The organism is Enterobacter cloacae complex sp. IR5450 (assembly GCF_049238665.1).
Classification (GTDB): Bacteria; Pseudomonadota; Gammaproteobacteria; order Enterobacterales; family Enterobacteriaceae; genus Enterobacter; species Enterobacter hormaechei_C.
Genome location: NZ_JBMKIC010000016.1, coordinates 23,869 through 40,411, shown reverse-complemented (window position 1 = coordinate 40,411; position 16,543 = coordinate 23,869). Strand labels below are relative to the sequence as shown.

The following is a 16,543-nucleotide window of genomic DNA, read 5'->3' as shown; positions in this document are numbered from 1 at the left end:
GTACGTTATAGCGCACAGTGATACCTTATCCCGGACGTTATAACGCACAACGGAGTTTCCATGCGATCGACTGCCTCTCTCTTTCCTGCCGTGCTGGCCGGTTTTGTTGCCGTTCTGGTGGGCTATGCCAGCTCTGCCGCCATTATCTGGCAGGCGGCTGCGGCGGCTGGCGCCAGTACACAGCAAATCGCCGGATGGATGACCGCGCTAGGGCTCGGGATGGGGATCAGCACGCTGGCATTGTCGTGGTGGTATAAAGCCCCCGTGCTGACCGCCTGGTCGACTCCGGGCGCGGCGTTGCTCGCCACCAGCCTGGATGGCGTGACGCTGGCGGAAACCATCGGGGTATTTATATTCGCGAATACGCTGATTCTGCTGTGCGGCGTCACCGGCCTGTTTGCCCGGTTGATGAAACTGATCCCGCACTCGCTTGCCGCCGCTATGCTGGCGGGCGTGCTGTTACAGTTTGGCCTGAAGGCATTCAGCAATCTTGAGGGACACATTTTTCTTTGCGGCAGTATGCTGGCCGCCTGGCTGGTGGCCAAAGCTGTAGCGCCCCGGTACGCCATTGTCGCCACGCTGCTGGTGGGCGTGTTCGTTGCCTGGGCTGGAGGTGACGTTGTCACGAACAGGATGACGTTATCGGTCATCATGCCGGAATTCATTGCCCCTGCGTTCACCTTCACCAGCCTGATCAGCATCGGCTTACCCTTCTTCCTGGTGACCATGGCGTCGCAGAATGCGCCCGGCTTCGCCACCATGCAGGCATCGGGCTATCCGCTGGCGGTCTCACCGCTGATCGTTGCCACAGGCGGGCTGGCGCTGCTGTTGTCCCCCTTCGGCGTCTATTCTATATGCATCGCCGCCATCACCGCCGCCATCTGCCAGAGCCCGGACGCCCACCCGGATGCCAGTAAACGCTGGCTGGCTGCGGCGGCCGCAGGTGGGTTTTATCTGCTGGCGGGGGTGTTCGGCGGGTCGATTTCGGGGCTGATGGCCGCCCTGCCGCTGAGCGGCATCCAGACGCTGGCCGGGCTGGCCCTGCTCGGCACTATCAGCGGGAGTTTGTATCAGGCACTGAATCATGAAGCAGAGCGCGACGCGGCGATCGTCACCTTCCTGATGACCGCCAGCGGCGTCACGCTCCTGGGGATTGGCTCCGCCTTCTGGGGGCTGGTGTTGGGAGGGATCTGTTACGCCGTCTTCTCACGCCTTCGCCGCGCGTAGCTGTGACGGCGTAATGCCGGTCATGCTGCGAAAACGGTTACTGAAATGGCTGGCGGAGTTAAATCCGCAGGCCAGCGCGATGTCGGTGAGCGGCGTGGTCGTGTGCTGCACCATCGCTTTGGCCTTCTCCATGCGGCGCTGCATAACGTACTGATGCGGCGCCAGGCCCATCGACTGGCGGAACATCCGCGCAAAGTGATACTCACTGAGTGCGGCCTGGCCCGCCAGTTCCGCCAGCGTTAAGGGTTGCGCCAGGTTTTCCTCGATAAAGGCCAGCACGTTGCGCAGCACAAACGGCGATAACCCGCCGGTCACTACCGGCAGCTTCCACTGTACGCTGGAATAGTGCTGGACTAAATGCGTCAGCAATAAGGTCGACGCGGTGCTCAGGGTGAGCTGATTGGCGTTTTGCTGCCAGTCGCAGCCGAGCAAAAACTGGCGATAAAGGGCGGTGATTTTCGGATCGCTGCCGAATATTTTTTCCTCCAGCGTCAGCGATAGCGGTCGTTTATCCCAGATTTTCTCCCCCACGTCCCGCAGGTGTTCATCGGTGCAGTAGAGGTGCACGAACGACAGGTCGTCACGAATATCCCACGTGGATTCGCTCTCTTCCGGCATCAGACAAAAACGATCCGGCCCACCGCCATTTTTCCAGCCACCCGGCGTTTTTTGATAGCTTTCATAGCCATCTGCCACGTACAGGCTAAGGGTGTGATGGTTGCTTTTCACGGTGATCGTGTCGTGCTTGTTGTACCACGCCGCCAGTTGAATGCCAGTATTGAGCGCGACGGTTTCCCGCAGCACCGCATTTTGTTGGCGTAACGTTTCAAAGGTGTCGTAAACGAGAGACATGGCCGTAAACAGGTGATTAATCAGACTGTCAGTCTAAGAAGTGTTGCAGCCTGTTACCAGCCATTGTGCGAGAAAAAAGCGCAAGAATTTGCAAGTCCGGCGCAAGGCGATGAAAGCCGGGTCCCTCTTCTTTCGCCACACTGTTGTTTTTCGCGGTATGAGAAGAGAGACACCATGAACGCATTACTCTATGGGCTGGTTGTTGTTATCTGGGGCACGACCTGGATCGCCATTTTTTTACAACAGGGGCCGGTTGCAGCGCCGGTCTCCATTTTCTGGCGCTTCGCCGTGGCCAGCGCCACGATGATGATCGTCCTGGTCGCCCTTCGCCGCCTGCGCAGGCTGGCGCTGCGGGATCATCTCTACTGCATGCTTCAGGGCTGCTGCGTTTTCTGTTTCAACTTCTGGTGCTTTTACACCGCCGCCGCCCATATCAATACCGGCCTTGAGTCGGTGATTTTCTCGATGGCCGTGCTGTATAACGCCATCAACAGCTTTATCTTCTTCGGCCAGCGTCCACCCGCACGCTTCTGGACGGCGGCAGCGCTGGGGCTTATCGGGATCATTACCCTGTTCTGGAACGATCTGCTCGCCAGCGGCTGGAGTGCGTCGTTGCTTACGGGCATCGGGCTTTCCGCCCTCGGCACCTACGGCTTCTCGCTGGGGAATATGATCAGCATGCGTCATCAGCGAAACGGGCTGGAAACCATGACCACCAACGCCTGGGCGATGCTGTATGGCACCGTCGTGATGGGACTTATCGCCCTCTTCAGAGGCGATAACTTTATGCCGGAATGGACGGTGAGCTATATGGGGGCGCTGCTCTATCTTGCGCTGTTTGGCTCGGTGATTGCCTTCGGCGCCTACTTTACGCTGGTAGGCCGCATTGGTCCCGGTAAAGCCGCCTACAGCACCCTGCTGTTCCCGCTGGTGGCGCTGTCGATTTCAACGGTGTACGAGGGTTACGTGTGGCATCTCAACGGGATCGTCGGCCTGTTGTTGATACTGGGGGGGAATATGGTGATGTTTACGAAGCCGGAAACCTGGTTCCGCCGCCTGCGGACGGCATAAAAAAACGGCCTGCGAAAATGCAGGCCTTTTTTTATTAATTTGCTGTCTGATGAACATCAAACATAGTGGCATCCGTTGCCATGTCATCCACAACCTGCTTCAGGGTGCCGAAGCCCATTGGCGTATTCTCGTTCGCCAGCTCTTTCCCTTCCCCCTTACGAACAACCTTAATCACCGGTTTGTTCGTAGCCGCGTCGATTAACTCACCTTCGAAGAACAGATGCGTATCCATGGTACGATGGCCCGTGGCCATCTGCGTACCCGCAACCAGCAGCGCGACAGGCACCACTTCATAGAACTGCAAACCTTCTTTGTCTGAGCTCACACCCGTGATGGCGCCGCGGAAGATCAGGCTATGTTTGCCCGGCGTCGTCACAATCGGCTTACGCTGGCCAATCGCGGTTTTCAGTTTGGTATTGGTATAATTCAACAGCTCATCAAGCGTTTTTTGCCCAAGCTGAGTGGTCGGTTTTGGCGTCGGGTAATAGGTTATCGGCGTCCAGATAATGCTGTCATAATTCGCCTCATTATAAGAAGGATCAACCCAACGCAGGGTTGGCTTCCCGGTTGCAGATTTCATCTCCTGCAAGCCTGAGTAATCTTTTAAAAAGCCTGAATATTGATCGGGGGCTGCGACTTTTGACGCACAGCCTGAAAGGGCCAACAGACCAGAAAGCACTGCAACTTTAAAAAAAGTGTGAGTACGCATGATGGTATTCCATGTTATCTGCAAGTATGCACTTGAAGTTATAACAAAAAATGGGGCGATGTGTTGTGGCAAAAAATGACGAAGACAGCACAAATAGCGAAAAAACTGCCCGACCGAAACCGGGCAGTGAAAATTACTCTTTCAGGTCCACTTGCCAGAACAGGTGTTTGCCGAAGGGATCAATTTCATAGCCCGTGACCTCTTTACGGACTGGCTCAAAAATCGTTGAATGAGCAATCATTACCGCCGGCATTTGATCGTGCATCATCTGCTGCGCCTGCTTGTACAGCGCCACGCGTTTTTCGCGATCGGTTATCGATTTTGCTTCGGCAATCAGGTTATCAAACGGCTTATAACACCATTTCGCCGAATTCGACCCGCCGTTGGCGGACGTACAGGTAAACAGCGGGCCGAAGAAGTTATCTGGATCCCCCGTCGCCGTTGTCCAGCCCATCAGCGCAGCCTGATGCTCCCCGCCCTTCACGCGCTTCAGGTATTCGCCCCATTCGTAGGTCACGATTTTGGTCTGCACGCCAACTTTCGCCCAGTCCGCCTGGATCATCTCCGCCATACGCTTCGCGTTCGGGTTATACGGCCGTTGCACGGGCATGGCCCACAGATCGATGCTTACGCCGTTGGCAAACCCCGCCTCCTTTAACAGCGCTTTCGCTTTTTCTGGATCGTAATCGTAGTCTTTCAGCTCACTGTCGGCACTCCAGACGCCAGGCGGCAGCAGGTTTTTCGCCGCCGTGCCGGTGCCGTGGAAAACCGCCTCAATGATGGCCGGTTTGTTAATCGCCATCGCCAGCGCCTGGCGCACTTTTACGTTATCCAGCGGCGGCTTTTGCGTATTAAACGCCAGGAAACCGGTATTCAGACCGGCCTTGCTCATCAGGTTGATGTCTTTGTTAGCCTTCATACGCGGCAGGTCCGCCGGGTTCGGGAACGGCATCACCTGACACTCATTCTTCTCGACTTTGGCAAAACGTACCGAGGCGTCCGGCGTGATGGTGAACACCAGACGATCCAGCTTCGATTTTCCCTGCCAGTAGTCAGGGAAAGCGGTAAAGAGGATGCGGGAATCCTTCTGATATTGCGACAGCTTAAACGGCCCGGTGCCAATCGGCTGCATATCGACCTTTTCTGGCGTGCCCGCTTTCAGCATGGCATCGGCGTACTCCGCCGACAGAATGGAGGCAAAGTACCACGCCAGGTCAGCGACAAACGGCGCTTCCGGATGCGCCAGGGTGAAGCGCACGGTGCGCTCGTCAACTTTATCAATGGCGGTAATCAGGCTGCCGAACTCCAGACTTTCGAAGTTGGAATAACTGCCGTTGGAGACGTTATGGTAAGGATGATTCACATCCTTCTGGCGCATAAACGAGAAAATCACGTCGTCCGCGTTGAAATCGCGCGTCGGCGTGAACAGCTTATTACTGTGGAATTTCACCCCTTTGCGCAGGTGGAAGGTGTAGACCTTGCCATCCTCGCTTACCTCCCAGCTTTCCGCCAGGCTCGGCACCAGTTCGGTAGTGCCCGGTTTGAAATCGACCAGACGGTTATAAACCGGTACGGCGCTGGCGTCCACGCTGGTCCCCGACGTATAGAGCTGAGGATTGAAATTTTCCGGCGATCCTTCGGAGCAATACACCAGCGTTTTTGCCGCGACGGTGGAACTGACCGTCAGTGCAGCAAGCGCCAGCGTTATCATTGTGAATGTGCTTTTCATCATTTATTCCTGTCTTTTTAATTCGACGGCTAATTACTTCTTTTGCCATTTCATAAATAACATTAAAGTGATGGCGCAAACACATGAAAAATAAATACAGAAGGAAACACTATGGGCTCGGAACTCTCCAGACAATTAACCCAACGCTTTTTCCGCTATCTCGCCATCACCAGCCAGAGCGACCCGAAAGTCAAAACCCTGCCCTCCACTCCGGGCCAGCACGACATGGCGCGGGAGCTGGCGAAGGAGCTGGAAACGCTGGGGTTAGACGATATTGTGATTGATGAGTTCGCCACCGTTACCGCCGTGAAAAAAGGCAATATTCCCGGCGCGCCGCGTATTGGTTTTATTACCCATATCGACACCGTCGACGTCGGTTTATCCCCGGATATTCATCCACAAATATTAACCTTTACGGGGGATGATCTCTGTCTGAATAAAGAGAAAGATATTTGGCTGCGCGTAAAAGAGCACCCGGAAATTCTGGCTTATCCTGATGAGGAGATTATTTTCAGCGACGGAACCAGCGTATTAGGCGCAGATAATAAAGCGGCCGTCACCGTGGTCATGACGGTGCTGGAAAACCTCACCGCTGAGCACAAGCATGGCGATATTGTGGTGGCGTTTGTGCCCGATGAAGAGATTGGCCTGTGCGGCGCGAAAGCGCTGGATTTAAAGCGCTTCGACGTCGATTTTGCCTGGACTATCGACTGCTGCGAGCTGGGCGAAATTGTTTACGAGAACTTTAACGCGGCGGCGGCTGAAATTCGCTTTACCGGCGTCACGGCGCACCCGATGTCCGCCAAAGGGGTGCTGGTCAATCCGCTGCTGATGGCAACGGATTTCATCAGCCATTTCGATCGCCGGCAAACCCCGGAATGCACCGAGGGGCGCGAAGGTTATATCTGGTTTAACGGCATCCAGGCCGGGCAAAACGAAGCGGTGCTGAAAGCCAACATTCGTGATTTTGACAAAGACGGTTTTGCCGCCCGCAAGCAGCAAATTGCCGATGTGGCGGCGCAAATAGCCGCGCAGCATCCCACGGCAAACGTGGAGTATCGCATTGAAGATACCTACAGCAATATCAGCAATGCGATTGGCGAAGACCGCCGCGCGATCGACCTGATGTTCGAGGCGATGGAGTCGCTCGGCATCACCCCAAAACCGATCCCCATGCGCGGTGGCACGGACGGGGCGGCCCTGTCAGCTAAAGGCTTGCTCACCCCGAACTTCTTCACCGGCGCCCATAACTTCCACTCGAAGTTTGAGTTTTTACCGCTGTCGTCGTTCGAGGCCTCCTGTCGCACTGCCCTGCAACTCTGTCTGCTGGCCGCGCGTTAAGCGGGCTTGCGTGCGAGCATGGTGGCGAAGCGCAGCTTGATACGGTTCCCGTTGGCATCGGTACGGTGGAGTTCCCCTACCTCTTCGTTGTACTTGATCAGCTCCCAGCCTTCGTAGTAGTTGCTCAGTTCACCGGGTTTGAAGGCAAACGGGAAGCCGACGGTGCACGGATATTCCTCCGTATCCATGGCGGCAACGATCAGGTTATAGCCGCCTGGTCTGGTGCAACGCTGCATATTGGCGATAAGACCAGGGATGGTATTCGCTTCGAGGAACATCAACACGACGGTGGAAAGAATAAAGTCGTATTCGCCGTCAAAGGTCAGGTTGTTCAGATCCTTAATCGCCGTTTGCAGATTCGCGATCCCTTCCGCCGCCTTAATGCGCTCAATGTTATCGATGCTCATCGGGTTTTTATCCCACGCCGTCACGTCATGGCCATTGGCAGCGAGGTAGAGGCTGTTACGGCCATTTCCGCAACCGAGATCGAGCGTTTTTCCCGGCTTAACAATGTCCGCGCTGAGCAGCACCTCTGAGTGTGTGCGGGTCAGCCCATATTTCTCAGTAAAGTAGTTTTCATCGACAGTCATTATTTTTCCTCAGATTGCATAAGCAGTGCCTTATCAGCGCGCACCAGAAGTTTGCCCTGCATCAGCAAGATAAAAGTACGGACCAGCAGCATCGCGATGATGACGTTGGTGAAAATAAACAGGGGAACAGCGAGGGCATGAAAGAACCCTGACGGACTGCTCTGCCCAAGATGTAAACCGGTGGTCGCCAGCGCCGACACCCCGAACGAGAAGCTCCAGAACGACGCGTTGAACGGCTGCGACAGATACCACGGCATCAGACGCAGCATAAACAGGAGTTGCAACAGGCCATAGCCGAAAAGCATTTTGGCGAAGGTGTCCGCTTCGCCGCCGTTGACGCTAAACCAGGCGCTACAGGCCACCAGGGCAGGCGCAAGCTGGATCCCGAGCGAGGTACGAAGGGCAGCGGGCAGCTCGCCCGCGCTGCGCAGGCGTTGTAAAATGACCGGCTCCAGGCTCAGCCAGGAAAAGACCCCGGCACCAAGGAACACCAGCCCCGCGTCGTGGAAGCCCAGCGCACCGCAGGCCATCGCGCTGATAAAATTGTTCGCCACCGTCGGCAGATAGAGTCCCGGCGTCGTGGCTTCTTCCGGATGCTTGCCGCGCCACAGCCCGGCGCTTTGCCAGGCGGCATACGCAAGCTGGATCACCACGCCCACGCTAAACAACCCCAGCGCCAGCGGGCGATGCCACGGCACAAAGCCGATGGCCACCAGCAGCGTTGTGGCAGGAAACAGGCTGACAAAACTGCTCATTACCGGATGCCGCATCTCGGCCAGCACGCTATGTGGAAACCGTACCGCACGGGTAAGAAACGCCACGCCTAGAAGGAACCAGATCGCCACCGCCAGCGCCACCAGGATCTCGCCCGGCCAGCGCGTCACCGGCCAGATGGTGCCGGCGTAACGCCAGGCGAACCCCATGCCTATGGTCCCGAGGACCATACCGAAATACCCGGCGGGCAAGTTAAGAAAGCGTTGGTTTTGGTTATGCATTTTTTTTAAACTTTAAAATGTATTTTAAATGCCATTTTAAGGGGTTTCCTGAGCGGACGCCAGCACTTCGAAAAACCAAAACTTTGCTACGTTTATTGAAAGGCTTTTCAGGGATAACACGATGACAAAATATCGGCTTAGCAATGAAACGCGTCTCTGGCGCTGGCAGGACGGATCAACACCGTGCACAACGCCTCTCAGACAAATTATTGCCGTGAAGGATTTTAACGATGTGACCAGCGGGACTAAAGGCGGTTGGGTTGAGGATGAACACGCGCTCGCCCAGGACGGGGATTGCTGGGTTTACGATGAAAACAGCGTGGTGTTTGCCGGGGCCAGGATATCCGGTAACGCCCGCCTCACCCAACCCTGCATCGTAAGCCACCGCGCACACGTTGGCGGCAACGGCTGGCTTGACGCGGCTGAGGTGAGTCACGGCGCGGTAATAAGTGACAACGTCACCATTCAGCACTCCACCGTACGCGGGGAATGTCGTATCGCGGGTGACGCGCGGGTGCTGCATAACAGCCTGGTGATTGCAGCCAAAGGGCTGACACCCGACCGTGAGCAGATCCTGCAAATTTATGACCGAGCCACGGTCAGCCAGTCGCGTATTGTGCATCAGGCGCAAATCTACGGCGATGCCATGGTGACCTGGGCCTTTGTTGAGCACCGTGCCGAGGTGTTCGAACGCGCCATTCTTGAGGGCAACGCGCTGAATAACGTCTGGGTGTGCGACTGCGCCAAAGTGTACGGCAACGCCCGTTTGCTGGCCGGTCTGGAGGATGATGCCATCCCGACCGTGCGGTACAGTTCACAGGTCGCGGAAAACGCCCTCGTAGAAGGCAACTGCGTCATTAAACACCACGTATTAATAGGCGGCGAGGCGTGGTTACGCGGCGGGCCGATCCTGATTGATGACAAAGTAGTTATTCAGGGGCGGGCGCGTATCAGCGGCGATGTCCTGATCGAGCATCAGGTGGAAATAACGGACGATGCGGTTATCGAGGCGCTGGAGGGTGAAAGCATTCACGTCCGGGGAGCCAAAGTGATCAACGGCGACACGCGGATCACCCGGACGCCGCTGCTGGGGGCGCTATAGCGGGAAGATTCTGGCGTAGAGGTTCACGTCATCGTAACGCCCGTTGAGCATCTCCGCTTCCCGCAAACAACCTTCCAGCGTGAAACCGTTGCGCTGCGCCACCCGGTTACTGCACTGGTTATCCACGCGACACTTGATCACAAAACGGCGGATCTCGCCGCGCTCAACGTAATAGCGCATAAACGTCTGGAGCGCCTGAGAAAGAATACCCTGCCCCTGATGCGCCTCGTCAAGCCAGTAGCCAATGTACCCGGTTTTATTCGCAGGCTCGATCGCGTTGAAGGACAGCACGCCCACCAGCTCGTCCTTCATGAAAATCAGGAACATTTTGGCGTAACCGCGCTGGTGCAACATCTGATTGCTCTGCACGTTGCGGCGCGTGTCCTCTTCGCTGCCGACATGCTGCGCCCAGTCGAAGGCGGTTTGCAGCCAGGTTTTGTTTTTGATTACGAGGTTATGCAGATCGGTGGTATAGCGCTCGTCGACGGCGCGAAGCTCGATTTCCTGGTTAACGGGGATGATTTCTGAAGACATAGTGCCTCTTAATTGCCGGGTGGCGCTAACGCTTACCCGGCCTACAAATGCGTCCAGAGCAGGCCGGGTAAGGCGAAGCCGCCACCCGGCACAAACCCATAAGGACTAGCGCATGATCCGGTCGTCAACGTAGTTACGTTTGTCCGGCGCGGGCGGGAAGTACTGGTACAGCCAGGTCTCGCTGATGGCATCGCCCTGACAGCGCAGGAACAGGCGCATATCCACCGGCTCGGTGGAGTCAGAGGTTGGATACCAGTCAAACAGAATGCGATACCCGTCGAACGGTTCGACATAGAGGATCTCCACCTGCTTCGCTTCACCGCTGGACAGGGTAATCACCGGCTCAATGCCCTTCGGTGCGGCGGCCTTCAGATCGCCCCCGACGAAGTCAATGGCAAAGCGACGGGCCCACACTTTCGGGTAATTTTCACCCGGCGCCCAGCCCTCCGGGAAGCCGCCCATACCGGTACGGGTAGCGTAGACGTTTGCCAGCGGGGAACGCACCGGCGGCTGCGCGCTCCAGTAGAGACGGTATTTGAAGTCCAGCTCATCACCCGCCTGCACCGGTTTCTCCGGCTGCCAGAAGCAGACCACGTTATCGAGCGTCTCGCCGGTTGTCGGGATCTCCATCAGGGCGATGGATCCTTTCCCCCAGTTGTTGCGCGGCTCGACCCACAGGCTTGGTCGCTTGTTATACCAGCCCATGACGTCCTGGTAATGGGAGAAGTCACGGTCAAGCTGTAACAAACCAAAGCCTTTCGGGTTTTTATCCAGGTAGGCGTTGAATTGCAGCTTTTGCGGGTTGTTCAGCGGTCGGCAGATCCACTCCCCGTTACCGCGCCACATCGCCAGGCGGTCTGAATCATGGATCTGCGGATGTATGGTGTCGCACATGCGGCGTTCGTTGTTGCCGCAGCTGAACATGCTGGTCATTGGTGCGATGCCGAGCTGCTTGATGTCTTTGCGCGCATAGAGATGGTTTTCGACGTCCATGATCACCTGACTCTTCTCACAGTGGATCACAAACTTATAGGCACCGGTAATGCTCGGGCTGTCCAGCAGCGCATAGACGGTAAAGGTGGTATCACCCGGCTTAACGGTTTCAAACCAGAAGGAGGTGAAATCCGGGAACTCTTCCGGGGTGTCGGTAAAGGTATCTACCGCCAGCCCGCGCGCGGAAAGGCCGTACTGGTAGGTATCATCCACTGCGCGGAAGTAGCTCGCGCCCAGGAACGAAACGATATCGCGTCGCGCCAGTTCCGGCGCTTTAAAGACGCGGAATCCGGCGAAGCCGAGGTCACTCTGCCCTTCAAGCTGTTTGGTATCCACGCCCGTATCGCCATAGCTGAACAGCTCAGGCCGGAAGTGGATCTCACGCGCCTGAGAGGTGGTTTGATCCAGCGAGAACATGCGCACGCGGCGGCGGAATCCCATCCCCATATGGAAGAACTGGGCGTCCAGCTGACGGCCTTCAATGTTATTCCACAGCGACTGCTTCTCATCGTAACGGATGGCGTTGTACGCCTGCGGCGTCATGGTGGCCAGCGTTTCCGGCAGCGGACGCGGCGCACCGCCCCACGCGGTTTTCGCCAGATCGTGCGCCATGGATTGCAGAACAGAGAAGTCAAAGCGACGGCTCTGACCGTCGGCAATGTCGGAGTCAGCAGCATACGCCGCCTGGGAAAACAGAGAAGCAAGGCCAGAAGTGCCGCTCAGGGCAGCCATTGCCAGGGAACCTTTGAGAAAACGTCTGCGATTCATGCCTGAGAAAACGTCCTTATGGTCGTGTGAATGAGTTTCGCGCGCAGCGAAATGACGGCAAGAAAGAACGCACAGCCTAAACAAAAACGGTTAAGAATCCAATTGTTGGCGGGTGATTATCTGAACAAACCGAGAAATATTTTCTGTCGACCAGAACGGCCTGAAAAAGGGGTAAAGTTATGTATAAAAATGCCCCGACTGGACATCGACAGCCGGGACCAACGAGGCGGTTATTTTACGCTGACATCGATACCCGGGAAGTACTTATCAGCCAGTTTAGCGATCGTGCCGTCGGCACGTACTTTATCAATTGCGGCATCAAGCTGCTTTTTGGTGGCCTCATCCCCCTTACGCAGCCCAAAGCCGATCCCACTGCCGAGGATGGTGTCGTCCGACACCGGTTTGCCGATAAAGCCAAACCCTTTACCCTGCGGCTTACTGAGGAAACCTGCCTGCCCGGCCGCTGACATGACCAGCGAGGCATCGATGCGGCCATTCAGCAGATCTCCCCAGGCCATATTCTGATCTTTATAAGACACCACGGTGACACCGTGCTTTTCCCAGTGCTCTTTGGCGTAAGTTTCCTGAATTGAACCCTGGAGAACGCCGATGGTTTTGCCCTTCAGCCCTTCGGGGGTAGCCTCTACCGCAGAACCGGCTTTGCCCACCAGCTGGGAGGGAATGCGATAGATGGGCTGGGTGAAATCAATGCTTTTGCGACGCTGCTCGGTGATGTTCATCGCCGAGTTTATGGCGTCGAACTTTTTCGCCACCAGACCGGGGAACAGCGCATCAAACGAGGTTTCAACCCAGCTGCACTTCAGCGCGGCGGCTTTACAGATGGCATTTCCCAGCTCTACGTCAAACCCTTCCAGCTCCCCTGACGCATTGCGGCTTTCAAACGGTGGATATTCCGCTTCCAGCCCGTATCGCAACTCGGTGGCGGCAAACGACGAGAATGAACACAACAGTCCCATGCCGACAACTAACGCGTGTAATTTCATCTCAAATTCCTTAACGTGGTGTAACCCGACAAAGGGCCTGGGCACCTGCCCGTAACGTCGCCTCATCTTTCGCAAAAGAGAGACGGATTAACTTATTGTCCGTGCCATCGGCATAAAACGCCGACAGCGGAATGGTGGCAACCCCGTACTCGACAATCAGCCTTTTCACCATCTCGCTGTCGCGCTCGTCGCTAAAGCCGCTGTAATCCGCCAGCAGGAAGAACGAACCGGCACTTGGTAGCAGCCTGAACGGTGAGTCGGCGAGCAAACTTTGCAGCAGATCGCGCTTGCGCTGATAAAACGCCGCCAGCGACAGCCAGGTTTGCGGATCGGTCATGTGTTCGGCAAACGCGTACTGCATCGGCGTATCGGCCGAGAACATTAAAAATTGATGGACTTTACATATCTCATCCATCAGTTCCGCGGGTGCCACACAATAACCCACGCGCCAGCCGGTGACGTGATAGGTTTTTCCGAAAGAAGAAATAATCACGCTGCGCTCCGCCAGCTGCGGGTGCGTCGCCATTCCGTGGTGCGGTTCGCCATCAAAAACGACGTGCTCATACACTTCGTCAGACAAAATGATGATGTCGGTGTGGCGCGTCAGCGCTGCCAGCTGGTGCAGATCGGCGGCTGAAAACACCTGTCCGCTCGGGTTGTGCGGCGTATTGACGATGATCATCCGCGTGCGTGGGGTTATAGCCGCCCGTACTTCATCCCAGTTCACGGCAAAATCCGGTACCGTCAGTTTAATGGCAATCGGCGTCGCTCCTTGCAGACGGACAATCGGCGCATAGCTGTCAAAGGAGGGCTCGAAATAGATCACCTCGTCTCCAGGATGAACCAGCCCGCTGATGGCTGAGTAAAGCCCTTCGCTGGCGCTGGCGGTCACCAGCACCTCACTCGCCGGGTCATAGCGTGTGCCATAGAGCGTGGCAATTTTGTCCGCGATGCGCTCTCTGAGCGGTTGCAGACCGGTCATGGAGGCGTACTGGTTATACCCTGCCTCCATGGCGCGGGTCACGCCGGAGATAAGTTTTGGGTCGCAGGAAAAATTCGGCGCACCCTGAGAAAGGTTGATGGCGTTATGCCGGGCTGAAAGCTGGCCGATAACGGTAAAAATGGTGGTTCCTACATCGGGCAATTTGGATCGTGTCTGCACCGGCGTTTTCAAAGTCATCCTCTGTCCCTTCTCGTGGTGAATGCATAACTATTCAAACAACAACTTCATTGCCGGGACAATCGAATTGTTGTCATAATAGCCATGACAAAAATGCATAGCTAAGGTGAGATATGTCGCGTCGTTCATTTCCACTTAATGCCGTAGAGACGTTCATCGTGACCGCGCGTCACCTGAATCTTACCCATGCCGCGAAGGAGCTTTGTCTGACGCAGGGGGCGGTAAGCCGTAAAATCGCCTCGCTGGAAAGCTGGTTCGGCTTCCCGCTGTTCGAGCGCCATGCCCGCGGCCTGCGTCTCTCCTCACAGGGAAGCGCCCTGCTGCCGGAGCTGCAATCTGCCTTTGAGCACCTGCTGAACGTTGCTGAACAGGCGCGAACGCACCAGACCGTAATCCGTCTGAAAGCGCCTACCTGCGCGATGCGCTGGCTGGTGCCGCGTCTGCTACAGGTGGAGCGCGAACAGCCGGAACTCCAGATTGCGCTGACCACCACCACCGATCACAACGTCAATTTCAAAACCGAATCCTGTGACGCGGCGATTGTGTTTGGGACGCACATGAGCGCCGGCGATCTGCTGTTCGAAGAGGCCTTAACCCCGGTGATGAGCCCGCTACGGGCCGGCTCTGCGCTGGAAGCACTCACCTTCCTTCACCCCACGCGGGACAAAACGGACTGGACGCTGTGGCTGGCGAAACAGCCGGGTCCGCCGCCAGCTATGCTCAAAAATCAACACTTCGAAACCATGGATCTCGCCATTACCGCCGCCATTCAGGGACTGGGCATCGCCATCGCGGATGAAACGCTGGTGGAGGAGGACGTGCGCGCCGGACGGCTGATGCGCCCTTTTGACACGAGCATAAAAACGGGGGCGAGCTACCGGCTGGTATTACGCGACGCACCCGGCCCTGAAAACGGGCTGGATGCGTTTCGCGCCTGTCTGCTCAGTCGAGGCTGACGTGGTGTTTCATCACCCGTTTGAAGAGGCTCATACGGGCACGCATGAAGCGGTTTTCAAGCCGAAAACCTGCATGTTTATTCACACCAATACGTAACAGCACGTCCCGCCCTTTCCGGCAGGCGGGCCAGCGCGTGGGCCCTGCCAGGCTATCGCGTGCCCCCGCATCCCGGGCGAAGCTCACCCAGTAGTCCGCCACCTGAGCGGCGAGGGCCAGATCGCGTTCATTCACATACTGCCGCGAAGGTTCCACCTGTCCAAGGGTATCGAAGACGTAGGGCACTTCGTTGCCGTGCCAGGCGCCGTTGATGTACGTCGCGTGCTCCGCTTCGGCCACATAATCAAACCAGTATCGCCAGCACAGGCCGCCCGCCCGCTGCTGGGCCTGCATTACCACGTATCCCATGGTGGTGAAGGCCATGTCGCGGCATACCTGCCTGCCGAGTTCCTCATCGCCCTTCACGCCAGGATAAAGCAGCTTTATCAGCCCCAGGCCAAAGCGCCGCTCACGGCGGAGCTTCTGGATCTGCCCGGCCAGATCGACCCCGAATACCGACATCACGCTGGCTTCGTCGCTGTTCGACCCAATCATCACCGGTACAGGATGCTGGCGGGCCGCGAAGAAAACGTCGAGCATGGCCTCAGGCAAAACGCAATCCCCCACGATGGGCGCAGGGGCGATATTCAACGGCGAGGTCAGCGGCCAGAACGCCTCAGGCGGGATCGCGCGAAGCTGTTCCGCGGTAGCATTGTGCAGGCCGAAATGGGCGGCAATCGCTTCGCCTTTATGCATGGCCTGCTCGCGCGGGGTGTCGGGCAGCGTGTACCCGCTTTGCACAATGGCTTTATGGAACAGTCCTCCTGCAAGCGGGGAAGCCATCAGCGACAGCACGCTGCGCGCACCGGCCGACTCGCCAAATACGGTGATGTTCTCAGGATCGCCGCCGAACGCGGCAATGTTATCGCGCACCCATTCCAGGGCCTGGATCTGATCGAGCAGTGCGAAGTTATGCACCACGCGCTCTTCCTCCCCCTCCAGCGCCGGATGAGCAAAAAAGCCGAGGTGGCCGAGACGGTAATTGATCGTCACCACCACCGTGCCACGCTTCGCCAGCGCCCTGCCGTTATACGGAGGCAGCCCGCCAGCGCCGAGGGTAAATCCTCCGCCGTGCAGCCAGACCATCACCGGAAGCGGATCGGCGCGTGCCACTGGCGACCAGACGTTAAGGTACAGGCAGTCTTCAGAGAACTGGCCGGGATCGCCGCCGCCCAGTTCCTGGCAGCTTTCGCTGCTCTGCCAGCTGGAGGCGGAGAACGCCGTCGCCGGACGCACGCCATCCCAGCGTGCAGGGGGACGCGGGGAGCGCCAGCGCCACGGGCCAACAGGGGGTGCCGCATAGGGAATGCCACACCACACATGGGTATCGCCTTCAGTAAAACCAATCAGTGCGCCCTGGCGCGTTTCAACCACAGGGGCAGAGGGATTTTCCAT

At 57.0% G+C, this 16,543-nt stretch carries 15 protein-coding genes; 5 read left to right on the top strand and 10 right to left on the bottom strand.

Going from position 1 to position 16,543, the window contains the following annotated elements:
* Positions 1-60: 60 nt before the first annotated feature.
* Positions 61-1,227 carry a benzoate/H(+) symporter BenE family transporter gene (locus ACOTYB_RS13745; RefSeq protein ID WP_220153828.1) on the top strand — a complete coding sequence of 389 codons (1,167 nt, stop codon included), beginning with the start codon at positions 61-63 and terminating at the stop codon, positions 1,225-1,227.
* Here ACOTYB_RS13745 and ACOTYB_RS13740 read toward each other — a convergent pair.
* Positions 1,207-2,079 carry a helix-turn-helix domain-containing protein gene (locus ACOTYB_RS13740; RefSeq protein ID WP_003857218.1) on the bottom strand — a complete coding sequence of 291 codons (873 nt, stop codon included), beginning with the start codon at positions 2,077-2,079 and terminating at the stop codon, positions 1,207-1,209. The two genes, ACOTYB_RS13745 and ACOTYB_RS13740, sit on opposite strands and share 21 nt — an antisense overlap.
* Positions 2,080-2,253: 174 nt before the next feature.
* Here ACOTYB_RS13740 and ACOTYB_RS13735 point away from each other — a divergent pair, with 174 nt between their 5' ends.
* Complete coding sequence (locus ACOTYB_RS13735) at positions 2,254-3,150, top strand: DMT family transporter (RefSeq protein ID WP_003857219.1); 897 nt, start codon at positions 2,254-2,256, stop codon at positions 3,148-3,150.
* 34 nt (positions 3,151-3,184) lie between these two features.
* Here the strand turns inward: ACOTYB_RS13735 and ACOTYB_RS13730 are convergent, their stop codons facing one another.
* Together ACOTYB_RS13730 and ACOTYB_RS13725 are read right to left on the bottom strand one after the other, a co-directional pair.
* The gene (locus ACOTYB_RS13730; RefSeq protein WP_003857221.1) at positions 3,185-3,859 is read right to left on the bottom strand and encodes a DUF3313 domain-containing protein; all 675 of its coding nucleotides are present in this window, start codon (positions 3,857-3,859) and stop codon (positions 3,185-3,187) included.
* A gap of 133 nt (positions 3,860-3,992) precedes the next feature.
* Positions 3,993-5,588, bottom strand: coding sequence for an ABC transporter substrate-binding protein (locus ACOTYB_RS13725; protein ID WP_220153872.1), 1,596 nt, complete (start codon positions 5,586-5,588; stop codon positions 3,993-3,995).
* Positions 5,589-5,699: 111 nt separating this feature from the next.
* Between ACOTYB_RS13725 and pepT the strand changes: the two genes are divergently transcribed.
* The gene (pepT, locus tag ACOTYB_RS13720) at positions 5,700-6,929 is read left to right on the top strand and encodes a peptidase T (RefSeq protein ID WP_048208673.1); all 1,230 of its coding nucleotides are present in this window, start codon (positions 5,700-5,702) and stop codon (positions 6,927-6,929) included.
* On the opposite strand, the gene tehB is transcribed toward pepT, so the two are convergent.
* The gene (tehB, locus tag ACOTYB_RS13715) at positions 6,926-7,519 is read right to left on the bottom strand and encodes a tellurite resistance methyltransferase TehB (RefSeq protein WP_063979190.1); all 594 of its coding nucleotides are present in this window, start codon (positions 7,517-7,519) and stop codon (positions 6,926-6,928) included. The two genes, pepT and tehB, sit on opposite strands and share 4 nt — an antisense overlap.
* Positions 7,519-8,514, bottom strand: coding sequence for a dicarboxylate transporter/tellurite-resistance protein TehA (gene tehA / locus ACOTYB_RS13710; RefSeq protein WP_409248909.1), 996 nt, complete (start codon positions 8,512-8,514; stop codon positions 7,519-7,521). The genes tehB and tehA overlap by 1 nt, the downstream gene beginning before the upstream one ends.
* Positions 8,515-8,635: 121 nt before the next feature.
* On the opposite strand from tehA, the gene ydcK reads away from it, so the two are divergent.
* Positions 8,636-9,616, top strand: coding sequence for a YdcK family protein (gene ydcK, locus ACOTYB_RS13705; RefSeq protein WP_032658366.1), 981 nt, complete (start codon positions 8,636-8,638; stop codon positions 9,614-9,616).
* Here ydcK and rimL read toward each other — a convergent pair.
* The 4 genes from rimL to ACOTYB_RS13685 form a co-directional block, all read right to left on the bottom strand.
* The gene (gene rimL / locus ACOTYB_RS13700) at positions 9,611-10,150 is read right to left on the bottom strand and encodes a 50S ribosomal protein L7/L12-serine acetyltransferase (protein WP_220153825.1); all 540 of its coding nucleotides are present in this window, start codon (positions 10,148-10,150) and stop codon (positions 9,611-9,613) included. The genes ydcK and rimL overlap by 6 nt on opposite strands.
* Before the next feature lie 105 nt (positions 10,151-10,255).
* Positions 10,256-11,911, bottom strand: coding sequence for a glucan biosynthesis protein D (locus tag ACOTYB_RS13695; protein WP_032645623.1), 1,656 nt, complete (start codon positions 11,909-11,911; stop codon positions 10,256-10,258).
* A gap of 230 nt (positions 11,912-12,141) precedes the next feature.
* Positions 12,142-12,915 (bottom strand): ABC transporter substrate-binding protein, encoded by a 774-nt coding sequence (locus tag ACOTYB_RS13690; RefSeq protein WP_409248910.1) that lies wholly within the window; start codon positions 12,913-12,915, stop codon positions 12,142-12,144.
* A gap of 10 nt (positions 12,916-12,925) precedes the next feature.
* A complete protein-coding gene (locus ACOTYB_RS13685; protein WP_058663397.1) occupies positions 12,926-14,095 on the bottom strand; it encodes a pyridoxal phosphate-dependent aminotransferase in 1,170 nt (389 codons plus the stop codon).
* A gap of 113 nt (positions 14,096-14,208) precedes the next feature.
* On the opposite strand from ACOTYB_RS13685, the gene ACOTYB_RS13680 reads away from it, so the two are divergent.
* Complete coding sequence (locus tag ACOTYB_RS13680) at positions 14,209-15,051, top strand: LysR family transcriptional regulator (RefSeq protein ID WP_022651173.1); 843 nt, start codon at positions 14,209-14,211, stop codon at positions 15,049-15,051.
* Here the strand turns inward: ACOTYB_RS13680 and ACOTYB_RS13675 are convergent.
* Entirely contained in the window at positions 15,038-16,543 is a 1,506-nt protein-coding gene (locus tag ACOTYB_RS13675; protein ID WP_421765825.1) for a carboxylesterase/lipase family protein, read from the bottom strand. The genes ACOTYB_RS13680 and ACOTYB_RS13675 overlap by 14 nt on opposite strands.